This window comes from Pseudodesulfovibrio mercurii, from assembly GCF_000189295.2.
GTDB classification, from domain to species: Bacteria; Desulfobacterota; Desulfovibrionia; order Desulfovibrionales; family Desulfovibrionaceae; genus Pseudodesulfovibrio; species Pseudodesulfovibrio mercurii.
Genome location: NC_016803.1, coordinates 1,465,094 through 1,483,130, shown reverse-complemented (window position 1 = coordinate 1,483,130; position 18,037 = coordinate 1,465,094). Strand labels below are relative to the sequence as shown.

13 protein-coding genes are annotated in these 18,037 nt (G+C 64.7%); 2 read left to right on the top strand and 11 right to left on the bottom strand.

Features of this window, described 5'->3' with window-relative positions; translation table 11 throughout:
* Positions 1–6: 6 nt before the first annotated feature.
* From DND132_RS06775 to DND132_RS06735, 10 genes are all read right to left on the bottom strand, one after another.
* Positions 7–924: a sensor histidine kinase gene (locus tag DND132_RS06775; protein ID WP_014321972.1), complete on the bottom strand. Its 918-nt coding sequence runs from the start codon at positions 922–924 to the stop codon at positions 7–9.
* A complete protein-coding gene (locus DND132_RS06770; protein ID WP_014321971.1) occupies positions 921–1,319 on the bottom strand; it encodes a sigma-54-dependent transcriptional regulator in 399 nt (132 codons plus the stop codon). Before DND132_RS06770 ends, DND132_RS06775 begins: the two co-directional genes overlap by 4 nt.
* On the bottom strand, positions 1,316–2,992 hold the full coding sequence (locus DND132_RS06765; RefSeq protein ID WP_014321970.1) for a sensor histidine kinase: 1,677 nt from the start codon (positions 2,990–2,992) through the stop codon (positions 1,316–1,318). Before DND132_RS06765 ends, DND132_RS06770 begins: the two co-directional genes overlap by 4 nt.
* The gene (locus DND132_RS06760) at positions 2,989–5,586 is read right to left on the bottom strand and encodes a PEP/pyruvate-binding domain-containing protein (RefSeq protein WP_014321969.1); all 2,598 of its coding nucleotides are present in this window, start codon (positions 5,584–5,586) and stop codon (positions 2,989–2,991) included. Before DND132_RS06760 ends, DND132_RS06765 begins: the two co-directional genes overlap by 4 nt.
* Positions 5,587–5,601: 15 nt before the next feature.
* Positions 5,602–5,985: a response regulator gene (locus DND132_RS06755; protein WP_014321968.1), complete on the bottom strand. Its 384-nt coding sequence runs from the start codon at positions 5,983–5,985 to the stop codon at positions 5,602–5,604.
* Positions 5,986–6,100: 115 nt separating this feature from the next.
* Positions 6,101–6,589, bottom strand: a complete 489-nt coding sequence (locus DND132_RS06750; protein WP_238528364.1) for a YIP1 family protein — start codon at positions 6,587–6,589, stop codon at positions 6,101–6,103.
* Positions 6,590–6,682: 93 nt separating this feature from the next.
* Entirely contained in the window at positions 6,683–6,838 is a 156-nt protein-coding gene (locus tag DND132_RS18455) for a hypothetical protein (protein WP_014321966.1), read from the bottom strand.
* 73 nt (positions 6,839–6,911) lie between these two features.
* Entirely contained in the window at positions 6,912–8,633 is a 1,722-nt protein-coding gene (locus DND132_RS06745) for an SLC13 family permease (RefSeq protein ID WP_238528363.1), read from the bottom strand.
* Between the two features lie 156 nt (positions 8,634–8,789).
* Complete coding sequence (locus tag DND132_RS06740; RefSeq protein WP_014321964.1) at positions 8,790–9,689, bottom strand: response regulator; 900 nt, start codon at positions 9,687–9,689, stop codon at positions 8,790–8,792.
* A 20-nt stretch (positions 9,690–9,709) separates the two neighbouring features.
* Positions 9,710–10,144: a response regulator gene (locus tag DND132_RS06735; protein WP_041915726.1), complete on the bottom strand. Its 435-nt coding sequence runs from the start codon at positions 10,142–10,144 to the stop codon at positions 9,710–9,712.
* 345 nt (positions 10,145–10,489) lie between these two features.
* Between DND132_RS06735 and DND132_RS06730 the strand changes: the two genes are divergently transcribed.
* Complete coding sequence (locus DND132_RS06730; protein WP_014321962.1) at positions 10,490–13,585, top strand: hypothetical protein; 3,096 nt, start codon at positions 10,490–10,492, stop codon at positions 13,583–13,585.
* On the opposite strand, the gene DND132_RS06725 is transcribed toward DND132_RS06730, so the two are convergent.
* A complete protein-coding gene (locus DND132_RS06725) occupies positions 13,554–15,194 on the bottom strand; it encodes a sensor histidine kinase (RefSeq protein ID WP_050813951.1) in 1,641 nt (546 codons plus the stop codon). The genes DND132_RS06730 and DND132_RS06725 overlap by 32 nt on opposite strands.
* Positions 15,195–15,460: 266 nt before the next feature.
* Between DND132_RS06725 and DND132_RS06720 the strand changes: the two genes are divergently transcribed.
* Entirely contained in the window at positions 15,461–17,980 is a 2,520-nt protein-coding gene (locus tag DND132_RS06720) for a sigma 54-interacting transcriptional regulator (RefSeq protein WP_014321960.1), read from the top strand.
* The last annotated feature ends 57 nt before the right edge of the window (positions 17,981–18,037 follow it).

Below are 18,037 nucleotides of genomic sequence, written 5' to 3'. Positions count from 1 at the left end.
CACCTCTTATCGTTTGATGGGAATGCGCACGGTGAACGTGGCGCCCTTGCCCGGAGCGGAGGCCACCTGAATGTCCCCGCCCAGTTCGTTGATGATTCGCAGACTGACCGACAGGCCGAGCCCGGTGCCCTGGCCGGGGGCCTTGGTGGTGAAAAACGGGTTGAAGATGCGCTTGCGGTTCTCCTCGGAGATGCCCGGCCCGGTGTCCCGGATTTCGGTGTAGGCCATGTTCCCCTCGCGATGGGTGGTGATGAAGATGTCGCCGTCCTTGTCCACGGCCTGGATCGCGTTGATCAGCAGGTTGAGGATGACCTGGCGCAGCAGCGGCGGGTCCGAGATGACGGTGGGCAGATCCTGGCTGAGCCGCCGGTGGAGATGGATTTCCCGGGGGCCGGCCTCGCGCTCCACCAGCTCGAGCATGTCCTCCACCAGCCGGTTGATGTCCGCGGGTTGGGACACGGGCTTGCGGTTGCGGGCCAGGTCCAGGAGCTTGTGGGTGATGTCCGAGCAGCGCGAGACCTGGGCGTAGATGACGTCCAGGCTGGACCGGACCTCCTCCATGGTCTCGGCCGTGGGGGCCAGGGCCAGGTCGTAGCGCATGAGCTCGGCCTCCTGAAGGATGATGTTCAGGGGGTTGTTGATCTCGTGGGCGATGCCCGTGGACAGTTCGCCCAGGGCCAGGACCCGCTGGGACTGGATGAGCTGTTCGCCCATCTCGTCGCGTTCGGCCTCTGCCTGGCCCAGCCAGTGCGACGAGGCGAAAAGCAGCAGCCACATGCCGCAGACGATGGCCAGGGCCGCGGCCAGGGCCAGTCCGTCCCCGGTGCGCCCGTGAAACCAGGCGGCCGCGCCCACGGCCAGGCAGGACACGGGGTAGGCCGAACGGCCGAGCATGATCACCCGTCGGGCGTAGGTCAGACTCATTGCGGTTCCCGCCTCTCGATGCGCAGCTTGAGGTGTTCGTTGGCCGAGCGGATGCGCCCGAGCAGGTTGTCGATGGAGAACGGCTTGAGGATGTAGTCGTAGGCCCCGAGGCTGATGCCCTCGATGCCCGATTGCAGGGAGCCGTGCCCGGTCAGCATGATGACCTCGGTGTCGCGGAACCGCTTGCGGATCTCCTTCAGGGTGTCGATGCCGGACAGCCCCGGCATGCGCACGTCGAGGATGACCACGTCCACCGGATTCTCCCGGAGGAAGGCCAGGGCGGCCTCGCCGTTGGTCACGGTGTCCACGTGCACGTTCCGTTTGGTCAGCCGCCGCTGGATGAGCTTCAGGAAATCGGGTTCGTCGTCAACCACAAGTACGCGTATCTGGGTCATGCTTCCTCCTTGGCGCTCGTGAATCGCGGACCGGTGAGGGGCAGGTGGATGGTGAAGGTCGTGCCCTGTCCGGATTCGCTGTTGACCTTGATGGTCCCGCCCAGCTTGCTCAAGGTGCTGTAGACGATGGACAGCCCCAGACCGGTCCCTTCGCCGGTGGGCTTGGTGGTGAAGAACGGGTCGAACACCTTTGCCAGGTATTCCTTTGGGATGCCCGGCCCGCTGTCGGCGATGTTCAGGACCACGCCCATGTCGTCCGTCCGGGTGATCACCGTGATCTGGCCGTCGCGGTCGATGGCGTCGATGGCGTTTTCGAGCAGGTTCAGGATGACCTGCTGTATCTGGTTGGCGTCGGTGGTGATCAGCGGCAGATCCGGGTCCAGCTCGGTGACGACCTCGATGTTCCGGTGCCGGGTCTCGTTCTCCAGGAAGGAGGCGGTCTGGTTGGCCAGCATGTTCAGGTCCACGTCCTCCTGGAGGGGCTCCATGCGCCGGGCGAAGCCGAGCATGCGGTGGGTCACGGTCCGGGCCCGCTCCACGTGGCGGTCGATGTCGGAGACCGCCTCCTGGAGTTCGTCCACGGCCGGGCCTTCGCCGAGTTCGCCGTCGTTGATGATGTCCCGTATCCAGCCCGCGCTCTCGCGGATGATGGATAGGGGGTTGTTGACCTCGTGGGCCACGCCCGCGGCCAGCTTGCCCAGGGACGCCATCTTGCTCGACTGTATGACCGCCGCGTCCATGGCCGCGCGTTGGCGGTCCGAGGCCCGCAGCCGGGACACGGCCGAGGACACGGTCACGTAGGCCCCGACGAAGATCATCAGGCCGCAGCCGGCGAACAGGGCGTAGATCAGCGAGCGGGTGCGAATCAGCGGGGAGAGCTCCTCCTCGGGGTTCTCCATGATGACCAGCCGCCAGTTGGTGTTGGGCAGGGGAGTGATCCCGGCGATGATCGGAACGCCGTCCCGCCGCCAGGACTGTATCTCCACACCCTCGCCCTGCGGGTGCACGGGCAGGACGACCCTGGTCAGGGCCTTGCCGCCGAAGCGCGACGGGGTCTGGAGCACGTCCTTGTCGTTGACGATGTAGGCGTCGCCCTGCTTGCCTGTGCGCACGTTGCGCACCAGCGAGGTGAACACCTCGGAGTCGATGGTCGCCCGCAGAATCCAGGTCCGGCCCGCCTCCTGCCGCTTCACCGCGATGATGAAGTGCGGGAAGTTGCGGAAGCCCATGAACACGTCGCTGATATACAGCCCCTTGAGCATGACCTGATGGAACCACGGTTCGTCCTTGTAGTTGACCTGCATCAGGTCGAAGGGCCCGCAGTAGGCCTCGTGGCCGCCGTTCTGGCCGATGACCCCGATGTCGAAGAAGGAGCTGGACGTGCCGTGGATGGCGTCGAAGACCTTGTTCAGGTAGGCCTGGTCCGACATCTCGCCGAAGGTGTGGATGTCGGCCAGCATCTGGAGCTGGACCACCCGCTCGTTGAGGAACATGGAGATGGCGTCGCGGCGGTTGGCGACCATCAGCCGCAGGTTGTCGGTCAGCTTCTCCTCGTAGGTCTGCCGGAATTCGTTGTGGATGAAGTAGCCCAGGGCGAAGAGCGGGACCAGGGAGAACCCCATGATGATCAGCACCAGGTACCACTTGAGTCGGGAGTAGGTGGAGGAACTCATGCCGCGCACCCCGCTTCCCGCAGCTCGCCGGGCAATCCTTCCAGCAGTTCCTCGATGTCCGCCTCGAACTTGTCGCGGTAGCGGACGACCATGGCCGGGTCGGCCATGGACATGTCGATCTGCCGGGTGTGCATGAGCAGGTAGCCGAGCATGGCCATGGCCTGCTCCACCACCGGGCGGCCCACGCCCTCCAGCCGCGCGAACAGGGAGTCCTCGCGGATTTCGGCGATGAAGCCGCGCTTTTCCAGGACCTCGGACACCAGGCGCGCGCGCAGGTGGCGGCGGTCCATGCTCGCCCCGCCTCCCTTGAACTGGAACAGGGCGTAGTTGACGTTGGGGTCGTCGCCCGCGAATCCCTCGATGGTGCAGAAGTGGAAGCCGAACCGGGATTGCAGGTTGCAGTAGTGGCCGCCCACGATGAAGTAGTTGCGCTCGCCCATGTCGTTGCGCGCCCCGGCCACCAGGGCCGGGTTCTGGGCCGCGTTGGTCATGACCGACATGAACCCGTCCATGCGCGGGGGCGGCGGGCCCTCCCAGGGCACGGCCATCATGCCGTACCACAGGGCGCGCATGGGGCTGGACCGGACGTCCTCGATGGTGATGTTCCGGCGGGACCCGTTCCCGTCGGCGCCCGCGGTGCCTCCGCCGATGTCCACCAGCCAGTACTGCATGGCCTGCTGTCCGGCCAGCCTGCGCGCGCCCGTCACGGGTCGCTCGCCCGGGGTGAACATCTCGTGGACCGCCTTTTCGTGGCAGAACCTCGTTATGTCGTGCATGGACCGGCACCCCTCGGGCCGGAAGTCCGGGGACTCGGGGTCGGTCAGGTTGAGCGGGGTGATGAACTTGAGGACCCGTTCCAGGGCCAGCCCCACGTCCGTGGTGCGCATCTTGGCCGCCGGGCGGGCCTCCCGCTCGATCATCCGCTTGCGCCGTCCCAGGTAGATGGTCCCGTTGGTCCCGTTGACCGTGATCACGCCAACGCCGGACAGCCGCTCCACCGCGCCGGGCGCGCCGATGAGCGCGGGCACGGCGTATTCCCTGGCCACGTTGGCCAGGTGGCCCACGGAGCTGCCGAACTCGGCCACCAGGGCGGCGGCGCGCGGCAGCAGGGCGGACAGCTGCGGCCGGGCGTTGCGGGCCAGCAGGACCGCGCCGTCCGGGAAGCGGAACATGTCCTCGTCCGTCTCGACCTTGACCACGTAGCCCGCGGCAGCGCCCGGGCTGGCCGGGATGCAGCCGGACAGGATGGCCAGCCCCCGGCTCTCCTCGTCCTCGGCCGGAAGCTCGGCCGTCTCCTCGCAGATGGTCAGGGGACGGCACTGCAAAATGACGATCAGCCCGTCGCGGTCGCGGGCCCACTCGATGTCCTGGGGGTGGCCGAAGTGCTCCTCGATGCGCAGGGCCAGGGCGGCCAGCCGCTCGGCGTCGTGGTCCGAGATGGCCGGTTCCAGTTCGCGGCCGCCGTAGAGCTTTTCCTTGCGCACCTGTCCGCCCGAGGTCAGCACGAAGCGGATTTCCTTTTCGGCGATGTCGCGGCTCACGATCCTGCCGGTCCCTCGGTCCACGGTCCAGGAGTCGGCCAGGGAGCTGCCGTCCACCACGGCGCAGGGCAGGCCGGGCACGGCGTTGATGATCAGCGTGTCCGCGTCGCCGCCCACCGGGGGCCGGGTGTAGACCACCCCGCCGGCCACGGCGTTGATCATCTCCATGCATCCGGCGGCCATGACCATTTCGTCCTCGCGCAACCCCCGGTTGCGCACGTAGGTGATGGCCGTGGCCGAATACATGCTCGAGATGACCGCGCGGTAGGCGTCGGTCACCTGGGCGGGCTTGATGCCGAGCTTGGAGATGAACTGTCCGGCGAACCCGGTTTGTTCCGAGTCCTCGCCCAGCGCGCTCGAGCGCACGGCGAAGCGGATGTCGCCCAGGCGGGCGCACTGTTCGCGCACGGCCTCTTCCAGTTCGCGGGGCATGGGGGCCATGTCGATGGCCTGGCGGATGCCCGCGGCCAGATCGCTCAGCTCCTCCAGGGTGGTCCCGTCATGAATCTGGATGAGCCGGTTGATCTCGTCGTCCAACCCCGTGGACTGCATGAATAGGCGGAAGGCCGAGGCCGTGATGGCGAAGCCGCGCGGCACCACCGCGCCGAGTTCGGCCCGGATCTCGCCGAGCATGGCTACCTTGGAGCCGGTCTCGGGCAGGTCGATGGCGCGCACGTCGCGCATGCGGATGACCGGGGGACCGAGCGGGCCCTTGGCCGGGCCGGAAAAGGCCTGGTCCATGTCCCGGACGATCTCGTTGAAGGCCTCGCGCAGGCCATCGTACCGGCCGGGGGCCATGCGGCAGAGGCGTTCGATCATCTGGCGGACGCTGGAGGCGACCATGACGCTGAACGCCCGCACCCGGGTGATCCCGGACGGCTGGCCCGACCGGGCCGCGTCCGTCATCTCGGCCATGAGCTCCAGGGCCTTGCCGTTGGCCGAGAGCAGAAGTCGGAAGTCTTCGGACTTGTTGAGGAACTTTTCAACCGCTTCACGCTTTCCCTCGGGATTGCCGTGGATGAAGTGGAACAGGGTCTTGAGCGCGGTCTTCATGGCGAACCTCCGGGTCTACGGTTGGCCGCGACGGCGGGTGCGGACGGCGTCCAGCACCTTGAAATAGAGCTCGTCGGTGCCCACGGGCTTGAGCAGGAAGTCGAAGGCCCCCATGTCCATACCCTCGATGAGCACCCGGGAATCGGCGTGGCCGGTCAGGATGATGACCGGCAGGTCCGGCTTGATGGCTTTGAGCCGCCGCAGGGTCTCGAGCCCGCTCATGCCCGGCATCATCACGTCCATGACGACCACGTCGAACTCGTCGTCGCGGACGAGGTCGATGGCCTCCTGGCCGCTGGCGGCCAGGGTGGTCTCCACGTTCCGGCGCGCGAAGCGGCGGGCGTAGGCGTTCAGGAAATCGGTTTCGTCATCGACCAGGAGCAGACGAATCTTTTGCATGGCGGTCCTCCCGTGTGCGTCCTCCCGTCCGGAGCCGGGGGCGGGGGCATGCCCCCGGCCGGATGGGGAGGGTAAGGAATGCATCTCGCGCGCTGCCCGCAGCGCGGGGTGACTCCTAGTGGAACAATTGCTTCAGTTCGACGATCATGGGCGCGGCGCTCCAGAAGAAGAGGAGCAGGACCACGGCGGTCAGGATGATGAGCAGGGCCGCCCGGACCTTGCCCACCCCGGCCGCCTTGTGCAGGCCCACGCCGATGAGCACGGCCCGCACCGGCTCCATGACGATGGCCAGGCCCGGTATCCAGGAGATGACCATGACCGCGCCGCTGGCGTATGCGTAGATGTTGAAGATGCGTCCGAAGGGCACGCGTTCCTGACCGGTCATCCCGATCAGGATGAAGGTGATGACCGCGCCGAAGGCGGGCATGAGGATGGCGTTGAGCATCATGACGATGCCCATGGCCAGGGAGTTCTCGAAGAAGTAGGCCATGCTCACCGAGCAGTAGAACAGGCCCGAGATCATCAGGAAGATGAGCGCCCGCCGGGAGCCCGGCTCGGCCGCGACCCGCTCGAAGTAGCGCGCGGGCGAGCGCATGACGTCCATCAGGGTTTCAAAATATTCCCGGATCCCCATCCGTGCGGTATTTTCGCTTGTTGCTTCCATGGTTTGCCCCCCATGTGTTGCAGGTCGGTGTGTCTAGAACAGAATCCCGGCGTATTCCACGATGCCCCAGACCAGCATGGCCATGGTCATCAGGAACAGGACGCGTCGTTCGGTCCGCTTGCTGAAGTAGGTCACGCCGTTCTTGTGGACGAATGCCTGTTTGCGGTCGGTGGTCTCTTCCATGTTCATGTTCACTTCCTTTTGTGGACCGGCGGCCCGCCCGAGGCGGGCCGCCGGGTTGGATGGTTATGGTTCAGGGTCGTCAGAATGCAGGCAGGTTGCCGAACCCGATGCCGCTCCAGTAGACCGCCGTCAGCAGGACGATGACGATGTTGGCGACGAACCACATGGGGATGCCCACACGCAGGTAGTCCTTGGGCTCCAGGTAACCGGAGGCGTAGACGATGGCGTTGGGCGGGGTGCCGATGATCAGGCAGTAGGCGAAGGAAGACGCCACTGCGGTGGCCATGGCCATGAAGGGCAGGAAGGTGGTGCCGGGGTGCACGATGCTGGCCATGTTCAGGGTGATGGGACCGACCGCGGCGGCTGCCGGGCCGTCGGCCATCAGGTTGGTCAGCACGGCGGTCAACCCGTTGGAGGTGAGCATCAGCGGGATGCCGTGGCTCATGCCCAGCGGGGCCAGCAGGTCGATGACCGACTGGGCCAGCCAGAAGGCTGCGCCGGACTTGTCCAGGGTACGGCCGAAGATGATCGCGCCCGCGTACAGCCAGACAACGCCCCAGTCGACCTTTTCCTGGTAGTCACGCCAGTTGACCACGCCCGCGAGCAGGTAGGCCACAGCGCCCGCGACCGCGATGACGCCGATGCCGAGCCGCACGGGGTAGATGCCCATGTTGTAGAACTCCTTCTCAGTGAACCAGCCGAAGACCATGACGACGAAGATGATCATCGCCCAGATCTGGCTCTTGTTCCACTTGCCCATCTTGCTGATTTCGCCCTCGAGGTGGCGCATGGCCGGGGCCAGGGAGCGGATGCGGGGCTTGAAGAGCATGTTGGTGACGAACCAGGTGATCGGGATCATGACGATGATGAACGGCATACAGTACATCATCCACTGGGCGTAGCCGATGTCCATGCCGAACATGTCGGTCAGGTAGGTCATCATGATGACGTTGCGGGCGCCGCCGGACGGAGCGCCGGGGCCGCCGATGTTGCAGGCCATGGCGATGGCGATCATCAGCATCTTGGCCAGCTCCTTGTCCTCGGGAATCTCGTCGGTCAGGCTGTTCTGGTAGAGCAGCATGCCGATGGGCAGGAACATGGCCGCCAGCGCGTGGTCGGAGATGAACGCCGCCAGCGGGGTGATGACGATGAAGAAGATCAACGTGATCCAACGGACGTTGGGTACGGCGAGCTTCTTGAACATCATGAGGCACATGCGCTTGTCCACGCCGGTCTTTACGAAGGCGGCGGCGAACATGAGCGAACCCATGATGAACCAGCAGGCGTCATCCCAGTACAGCCCGGCCACCGCGCTTCGCGAGACGACGCCGGTGAAGACCAGGATGAGGCCGATGCAGAATGCCACGCCCGGCAGGGGCATGCACTCGGTCATGAAGCAGAAGACCACGAACACGACCATGGCGATGGAGACCTTGATGTCCCATGCGCCCTTGGTTGCGCTCTTCTGGTCCTTTTCCGACAGGTTGTCGTACTTGAGCCCCTTCATGCGCAGGTCGAAGGCGCTCTTCATCAGGGTCAGGTAGGCATCGTCGGGCACGTTGTCCTTGACGTACTCGATGGCCCGCTTGAAGTTGGCCGAATCCACGGGAATCTTGTAGGTCTTGGCCCACTTCTCGTTGCGCTTCATCAGCCGCGCCTTGGACAGCGCGCCCATGCGCATGTTCTGCTCCATCATGCGGGCGGTCAGGATCTGCCACTGTTCGCAGTCGGAGCTCTTTTTCTGGAAGAGTTGTTCACAGAGATAGTTGGACACCACCTTGGGTCCGACCGAATATTGCATGCCTACGTCCTTCATGCCTTGCGGCACGGGAAGGGCAAGGATCACAGCGAAAAGTACCACCGGAATTATGAGCAGCTTCCAGTTGACGTACTTGTCGTAACCGGTTGCTTTCTTCTTTGCTTGAGCCATGTTGTAACCTCGCTCTCGGACTTCGGGTTAGCTGGACGAAATGATCTTGGCGATTTCGTAGAAGAGTTCCTGTTCGCGGACGATGCCGATGTCCTCGTTGCCCGCCCTGACGAGCATGCGTCGGGCCGGGAGCGTGATCATGTTGTTGGCCACGTCCATGAGGTTGGCGTCGGCGTCGATGACCGGCAGGGTGTCGGACATGATGTCGCGAACGGGATTGTTCATGACTTCCTTGACGCGCGAGGAGAACAGCCCCTGCCAGAACATGGCCGAGTATTGCAGGCTGTCCGCCATGGACGGTTTGGGCGCGGACAGATAGCCGGGCCGGATGGCGTCGATCAGGTCGAGCGGGCTGAGCAGGCCGGCCACGCTGCCGTCGGTGTTGGTGACGACCACCGAGCGGTGACCCGTGTCCATGAGCCGGTCCGTGGCCATCAGGTGGCGCATGGAGTCCTCCAGGGCCTTGATGGCGTCACGCACGGTGCTGTTCAGGGGGATCTGGGTGTATTCCGCCAGGGGGATCATGATCCCTCTGGCCAGTTTTTCGACGTACGGTGCCTTGGTGGCGTACTCGAAGGCGTCCTGGAGCTTGGTGCTCAGGAGATCCACGTCGCAGGGCTTTGCCAGGTAGTCGAAGGCTCCGGTGTCCAGCGCCTTCTTGGCCCCGGGCATGTCGCCGTGCCCGGTGAGCATGATCACCGGCAGCTCCGGCATCTTTTCCTTCATCAATTTGAGCGTCTCGTGACCGTCGAGCCCACCCATCTTGACGTCCAGAACGACGACGTCCGGCCGTTCGGCCAGTTTTTCCAACGCCTCTTCCCCACTGGCCGCCAGGATCGTGTCGAATCCTTTGCGGGCCAGTATCTTCGCAGTGGTGGTGCGGAAGCGCTCCTCATCGTCTACCATGAGGACCTTGATTTTAACCATTACAACCTCCTTGAAGTTAGCTAGCGCAGTTCACCCTGCCCGGCTGACTCGGCCATACGGGCAGAATGTATCTTTTGTTTTTGGAGCGTGACCTTTTCGAAGGCCTCCTCGGCCTTGCTCAGAAAGTCCTTCATGCTGACGGGCTTGATCAGGTAGTCGAGAGCGCCGAGCTTGAGGCCTTCCACCGCTGTCTCCATGGTGGCGTGGCCCGTGAGGATGATGACCTCGCTGAGGGGGTATTCCTTCTTGATGTGCTGGAGCGTCTCCATGCCGTCCATCCCGGGCATCTTGATGTCGAGGAAGATGACATGCGCTTCATAGGTCTTCAGCACCTCCAGGGCGTCGGCCCCCGAGGTGGCCGTGCGCGCCTCGATGCCGAGCTTTTCGAAGAGCTTTTTCGTGGTGCTGAGCAGGCGCTCTTCATCGTCCACGAGCAGGATTTTCATCTTTTCCATGATGTCACCGTTGGGTTGATCGGTTGTTATTCCGCAATAGCTGCCCGAACTTAGCAACTCGCATGCCAAGCATAATCACTTGAATATTAAGTATATATTCTTGCAAAAATGCTTGCGCGACCGCTTTGCAAGATCGCTTTGCGCGCAAAACGGGGGATGGCGAGGCCGGGCGCGGCATGACAGAAAGCCTTGCGGGGAGAGGGCAAAACCCTACAGCCCCAAGGGATGGCAGGAAAAATTGGATTTCGGAGGGCACTTGGCGCATGACGGCAGGCATGGATACTGCTAGGATATGTTACGATTATGTGACAATGTGAGTCGTTGCGAACAGGGGGATAGGGACTCATGCCTTCTTTGTATTACGATAAGAATGATTACAAACTGCTGGAAATAGTTGAAGATGTCTTGAACCGTGGCGTGGACAAGGCGCAGTTCAAGACCCTGCTCGAGCCGTACCTGAAGCCGCATGGCATCAAGGAACTGGCAGCGGACCGGGGATTGCGCATCGCCTATGCCATCATGCATTTGCTCGAGTCCCTGAAGTCGGATCAGGCCTCGGACCGGACCAAGGCGCTCATCGCCCTGCGGGACGAAACCCTGACCGCGGCCAAGGGGGCCATGCGCAACAACCGGGCGCGGGTCCTGCTCCAGATCGGCAAGGAGCTGGTCCGGGCCAAGGGGGACCGCTGCCGTCAGCTGGCCCTGGCCCACGACTTTCGCTGGGCCGCGGCCGGCAAGATCGGCTTCCTGCGCGAGCAGATGCGCCGCTATCACCTCCTGGAGATGCCCGAGGAGTGGAACCAGATCGCCTTCGACGACCGGGTCCACGACGCCAACAGCAAGGGCCGCAAGTCCGCCACCCACCTGGTCATGGACGCCTGGATCCAGGGCATCCGCTACCTGACCGTGGTCTACTACGACTGCGTGGACCTGCCCGTTGCCAGGGAACTGCTCGCTTCGGCGGCCATCCTGGGCATCAAGGTGCGCATCGGCATCGAATACCGGGCAATGCACCGGGGTCGGTTCGTCAAGATCGTCTGGTGTCCGGGCGGATTGCGCGACGACTGCGACATAGAGGGGCTGTTTCGGGTGGACGCCGTGCGCGAGCTCATGGAACGGGGCCGGGAGGTGCACGCCGCACGGTCCGCATACGTCCGGGCCGTGATCGAGGCCTTCAACACCCGCCACCGTCAGTCCATTCACAAGGAATTCGGGGTCCTGCTCCCGCCGGTATCTTATGATGAAATGGCTGCCTCCGCAGGCGTGGAGCAGCCGTCCGTGCTGCACCTGGGCAACTACATCCACTGCCTGGCCATGCCGCTCTTCGAGGAGCGGGTGACCGCCCTGCGCCGGGGCTTCGACGAGGCCGACTACGACGCCAAGGCGGCCATCGCCATGCAGGTGGAGTCCCTGGACGCCCTGGACGTGGACACCCTGGTGGCCCGCTACCTCTCCCCGGAGGAGAACACGGACATTCCGAACCCGGACGCGCCGCGGGCCGGGGGCATGCCCGACCTGCTCTCCCTGACCCCGGCCGAGCTGTCTTCAAGGCTGCGCAAGGCCGCCCACTCCAGCCACCTGACCCTGATCCTGGCCGACCTCGAACTGGAGGACGCCCTGGAGATTCTGTTCCAGTGCCAGGGGCGGATCACCCACCTGGAGGTCTTCAACACCAAGCATCTGGAGCCGGGACAGACCCTACTGCGCATGCCCTTCAGCCAGTTGCAGCAGGCCCTGAACGAGCAGAACGCGGTCAAGCTCAAGCGCCTCATCCGGGGGTGCATGGACTCCGTCCGCGAGCGGGGCGGGGAAGAGTCCGAGGACAGGCTGCGCGTCCTCGAAGGCATCCTGGAGCGGTTCGACCGGCTCCTCGAATTCTACAAGCGGCTGCCCCTGGGCACGAGCATTGGCTCGGGTTCCACCGGGCGTTCCACCCGGACCCACGGCATGGGCTTCGCGGTCCTTGAGACCCTGCCCCTGCGCGCCCAGCGCGAGGCCGCCCGGCTGCGCCCCGCAGACCGCATCCCGGTGCAGGGCACGGCCATCCGGTCCAACGAGTACGTCATGCCCCGGCAGGGCCGGGGCTGGTGGAGCGGGCTGGTCCACATGGCCGCCCAGGTCTCTGGCCTGCGAAGGCTGGTCTGCCGTACGTGCAGCCGCTGGCGCGTGGACGGCTATGCCGTGACCGAGGCGGGCGGCAACGTCATCGCCCTGGGCGGCAAGCGGCGGCAGGGCAACGGGCTGTCCCTGTTCGAGCCCGAGGATTCCTGCAAGCGCCGTCCCTCCCTCGGCCACCTGAACACCGGGCTCAAGAACGTGTTCAAGATCCTGGCCGGGTTCATACCCGCCTTCCTGACCTTCTACCTGACCAAGGATTGGTGGGTCCTGGCCTATTTCGGGGGGATCATCTGGTTCTCCATCACCGGCCTGCGCAACGTCATCCAGTCCGTGCTTGGCGGGGGCGGGTTCCGGCGCTCGGCCTACCTGGCCTGGAACGATTATCTGGACTGGGAGCGTATCTCCGAGTCCCTGCTCTACACCGGCTTCTCCGTGCCCCTGCTGGACTGGCTGTGCAAGTCCGTGGTCCTGGACAAGGGCTTCGGCGTGACCACGGCCACCAACCCGCTGCTGCTCTACTCCATCATGGCCCTGACCAACGGGGTGTACATCTCGAGCCACAACGTGGTCCGGGGGCTGCCCAGGGAGGCGGCCGCAGCCAACTTCTTCCGCAGCGTCCTGTCCATCCCCATCGCCATGCTCTTCAACTGGGGCGTGGAGGGCATGCTCATCCTGGCGGGCTCGACCGATCCCCTGGCCGTGCTGCAGCTCTGGGCGGCGGTCATCTCCAAGCTCGCCTCGGACTGCGTGGCCGGAGTCATTGAGGGGTTCGCCGACCGCAGGCGGAACATCGCCATGCGCCGCTGGGACTACTCCGAGAAGCTGCGCCAGGTCTTCGAGATCTACTCGCGGCTGGAGATCGCCTTCCCCACCAGGGACATGCTCGGCATGCTCAACCGGCCCGCCGAGTTCATCGCCTTCTCACGGGAGTCGAACTTCAACCACGTGCCCGAGGTCATCGCCAACGCCCTGGACCTGCTCTACATCATGGCCTACAAGCCGCGCGCCCGCGAGGCCCTGCGCCGGGCCCTGGAGGCCATGTCCGAGGACGAGCTTGCCGTGTTCCTGGCCTCGCAGCAGATTTTGCGCGAGGAACAGTCCGTGTCCATGCTCTTCGTGGACGGGCTGGTGGGCCGCAACTTCGCCAAGGGGCTGTCCTTCTACCTGACCCGCTACGGGGCCTACCTGGACGAGATCGGCAAGATGACCGCCGAGGCTCTGGGAAAAATGGCGGGGGACGGGTCCGAAGCCCCGTCCCCCGATGGGGTCCCGTCCCGGGAGGAGGACGGTCTTACGCACTCTTGCCGGGGATACGAACGGTGAAGGTCGTGCCTTCGCCCTTGGTGCTGGCCACGGTCAGCTCCCCGCCCAGGGAGTCGATGATGGAATGGCACACGGACAGGCCCAACCCCGTGCCCTGGCCGGGCGCCTTGGTGGTGAAGAAGGGCATGAATATCTTCGACAGACTCTCCTGATTGATGCCGCTGCCGTTGTCGGTCACGGTGATCTCCGCCTGATTGCGGTCGTCGCGGCGGGCAACCACCTCGATGCGGCCGCCCTTGGCCCCGTGCCGGTCCACCACCGCGTGGATGGCGTTGTTCAGCAGGTTGATCATGACCTGCTGCAGCTGGCCGGGGTCGGCCAGGACCGTGGGGATGTCCGGGGCCACCTCGCAGGTCACGTTGATGCCGTTGACCTGGGCCTTGTTGCGGACCATGTCGCCGACCTTGGGCAGGAACTCGGCCAGGTCCATGTCCTGGACCTGGGGGGCGTCCTGCCGCCCGAAACGAAGTATCTCGCGGGTGATGGCCGCGCACCGGCCGATCTGGATCTGGAACTGCTCGGCGATTTCCTTGAGCTCGGCGCACGCCTCGCGGTTGGAGCACTCGTCGGTCACGTCCTTGAGGGTCAGTTCCAGCAGGGCCAGGTCGGTCTTCATGATCTGGAGCGGGTTGTTGATTTCGTGGGCGAAGCCCGCGGCCATCTCGCCCAGTTCGGCCAGGCGGGCGGCCTGAAGCAGCTGGCCTTCCAGCTTGCTGACCGCCTCGGCCTGGCCGTGCAGGGTCTCGGACAACCGACGACTGACGAAGAGTGCGAGGACCACGATGACCGCCCCGCCGCAGAGCAGCACGAAGATGACCGTGTAGCCCGCCATGACGACGGCATGAAAGGCCTCCTCCTCCTTCTGGCGGACAATGAGCCGCCAATTGCCGTCGTTGAGACGGGCCGAGGCGAACAGGTAGTCCTCGCCGCCATCCGAGCCTGTGAAGGAAACAAGATTCTCGTCCTGGGCCGGGTAGGCGTAGTCGTCGTGTTCGAGCAGGTCGCCGCCGGACCGGCGTCCGGTCTGGAACAGCCCCTCGCGGTTGAGGATATACGCCTCGCCGGTGTCCCCGATGCCCGGCGCGTTGACCATGTTGCCGAAGACCGTGGGATTGACCGTGGCCCGGAGTATCCAGACCTGGCCGTTTATGCGTCTGGCCACGGCCACGATGAAGTGGGGCACCTTGCGGTAGCCGAGAAACACGTCGCTGATGAAATAGCCGCTCTCCCGCGTCTCCTTGTACCAGTCCGTGTCGCTGTAGTCCTTGTCGGCCAGGCCGAAGGGCCCGGCATAGGCCGCGTGCCGCCCCTGCGGATCGATCAGGCCCATGTCCTGGAAGACCTGCCCGCCGGTGCGCAGCCAGGCGGCCACCTCCGCCTGCGCCTTGGGCCCGCTCAGGGCGTCCTCGGTCAGCAGGGCGAGGTACGACTCCAGGTCGCTGCGCCGCTCGTGGAGGAACTCGTCGATGAGCTGGGTCCGGTCCACGGCGGCCTGACGGATGGAGGAGACGGCGAAGCGTTTGGACTCCCCGGCAAAGGAATAAAATCCTATGGCGACCGAGAGGAGTAGGGGGATCGCCGGAATGACGATCATGGAAATGAGCAGCAATCTGTGTATCCCGCAAGAGGAGCTTTGCTTGGCCATGGTGTGTCTGCCTGATGTTTTTTGCAAGATGTTTGTTAAAATAATATTTATTCCAACTAGTTAAAAAATTGCGCAAATTTTACGCCTTGCATGATGACGCCGGGGAGTATTTAGCAACCATCGTGCCGAAAAGAGTTTGACAAAGGGGGCGCGGGCGGCATAACGGCAAAAATGTATGAGGCGGGGGACAGTTTTTTCGGGCCGCCGCAACCGCGCGAAGGAGGAGTTTCATGGCGTCTACACCCACTTCAGGTTCCCGCATGTCGGACTGGATGCGCCGGCATCTGCCCGGCCTGGTACGCAGGCTCGGGTTGCGGGGCAAACTGCTCCTGGCCCTGATGCCGTCCATCGTGGGCATCCTCCTGTTCACGGGCTGGGCCTCCTACCGGGTCTCGGACGAGTTCATCGACATCGCCCTGGGCCGCACCGTGCGCCAGAACACCATGGCCGTGGCCCACGAGATGGAGCAGTACCTGGACGGCTGTCGGACGGACCTGCTTTTCTTCGCCGGTGGGCCCACCGGCGGGGCTTCCCTGCGCGACGAGTTCGCCCGGCTCATCAAGGCGGGCGGCAAGCCGTACCTCGAACTCTGCTATCTCCCTGCCTCGGGCGGGGAGCCCGTGGTCCTGGTCCGGCAGGGCGACGACGTCCGGGCCGTCGCCCCGGACGCCCTGGACCGGGTCCGGCCCAATCCCTTTGCCGAACTGGACCGCCTTGGCTCCCTCACTCCGGGCCGGGTGATCGTCTCGGACGTCCTCGACGTGTCCTATCCCATGCCCAGCGAGGGCAGCGCCAACCGTTTCAAGACCGCCAACGTGGTCCGCTTCTATACCGCCTGTCCGGGCAACGGCGAGGAGCCTCCGGGCCTGCTCTTCCTGTCCGTGGAGGCGACCACCCTGCGCAATATCCTCTCCTGGTACAACTCGCGCAAGTCCCCCCTGTGGGCCTATCCCCGGAGCGACGAACTGCGCTTCAGCTATTTCCTGAATCATGACGGGTGGATACTCTTTCAGTCCGAGGACTACGACAAGCAGGACGGCGAGCTGACCACCTTCCTGGCCCGGGAGGGCTTCGACGGCTCCCTGGGCAAACCCGGCAACGCGGCCGCCTTCCGGCCCAACGAGCGGCACACCCTGTACTGGGAGGCCGTGGCCGCCATGGACAAGGGCGAGAACGGTCTGGCCCGCGTGTCCGAGCCCCATCCCCAGGAGTCCGGCGTGGACTTCCACTATTTCAGCTACGCCCCGGTCTACTTCAAGGCCGATCCGGCCGGGCCGCCCACCATTTACGGCGGCGTGGTCTTCGTGGACCGCAGCCAGCTGCCGATCATCGCGGGCTACAAGAACATGGACGTCATGTTCTTCGTGACCATCGGCGGCATCGTGGTCATCTCAGTCCTCATCTTCCTCTTCGGGCGCATCCTGACCAAGCCCATACGTGAGTTGGCGGCGCGAATGAACACCTTGAATTCGTTGGAGGAAATGGAGGAGATTCACCTTCCCTACAGCGGCTACGACATCACCGTGTTCCAGGATTCCATCAACAACATCATCCGTCGGGTCAAACAGCAGGTGCTCGAGATCCAGGCCAAGGACGAGGCCATCCTCAACGTGAACAAGCGCGAGCGAGCCACCCTGGACCGCGAGCGCGAGCTGCTGGTGGAGAACGAACTGAGCCGCATCCCCGAGATCGTCGGCGTGGGTTCGGCCACGGCCAACCTCAAGGTCAACATCCTCAAGGCCGCCCAGGTGGATGTGGACGTGCTCATCGCGGGCGAGACCGGCACCGGCAAGCAGCTGGTGGCCGAGGCCGTCCATGCCCATTCCAGCCGGGCGGAAAAACCGTTCATCTCCATCAACTGCGGCGCCCTGGACGAGAACCTGCTCCTCGACGCCCTGTTCGGCCACGTCAAGGGGGCCTTCTCCGAGGCCAAGGAAGACCGCAACGGCGCGTTCGTCGAGGCCGACGGCGGCATTCTCTTCCTGGACGAGATCCAGTCCGCCTCGCCCAAGGTCCAGCAGTCACTGCTCCGGGCGCTCGCCTCGCGCAAGATCAAGCCGCTCGGCAGCGACCGCGAGGTCACCGTGGACGTGCGCATCCTGGCCGCCACCAACGTGGACATCCAGTCCCTCATCGAGGACCGGACCTTCCGCGAGGACCTCTACTACCGGCTCAAGGTCATCTCCATCAACACGCCCGCCCTGCGCGAGAACCGTGAGAACATCCCGCTGCTGGCCGTCTACTACCTCAAGCAGGCCGAGGCCCTGGCCGGGCGCGAGCACCTGGACCTGAGCAAGGGAGCCCTGGCCAAGCTCGTGTCCCACGACTGGCCCGGCAACGTCCGCGAACTGGTCAACTGCATCACCCGCGCCGCGGTCATGGCCGAAACCGACGTCATCCAGCCCGAGGAAATCCGCCTGGAAAGCGACTTTTCCGCCTGGCCGACCCAATCCCAGCCCGCCGAGGCCATAACGAACGGCAACCACCACCCGTCCCCGGACGCGCCGTCCGCCGCCCCGGCCCCATCCGCCCCGGCCGAGACCGATACCGGCCTCAACTCGCGCCAGAAAGAGGCCTGGGACGTCATCCGCAGACAGGGCACCATCACCCGCAAACAGTACCAGGACCTGGTCGGCGGCAACCTGCCCACACGCACCGCCATCTACGACCTCCAGGACTTCGTCAAACGCGGCCTCCTGATCAAGAAAGGCAAAGGCCCCTCCACCCGCTACGAACTGACCGGAGACTAGCAACGCCTCCGGCGGCCGGGGGAAGGGGGAGAGGGAACCCTTTGAAAAAAGGGCTTT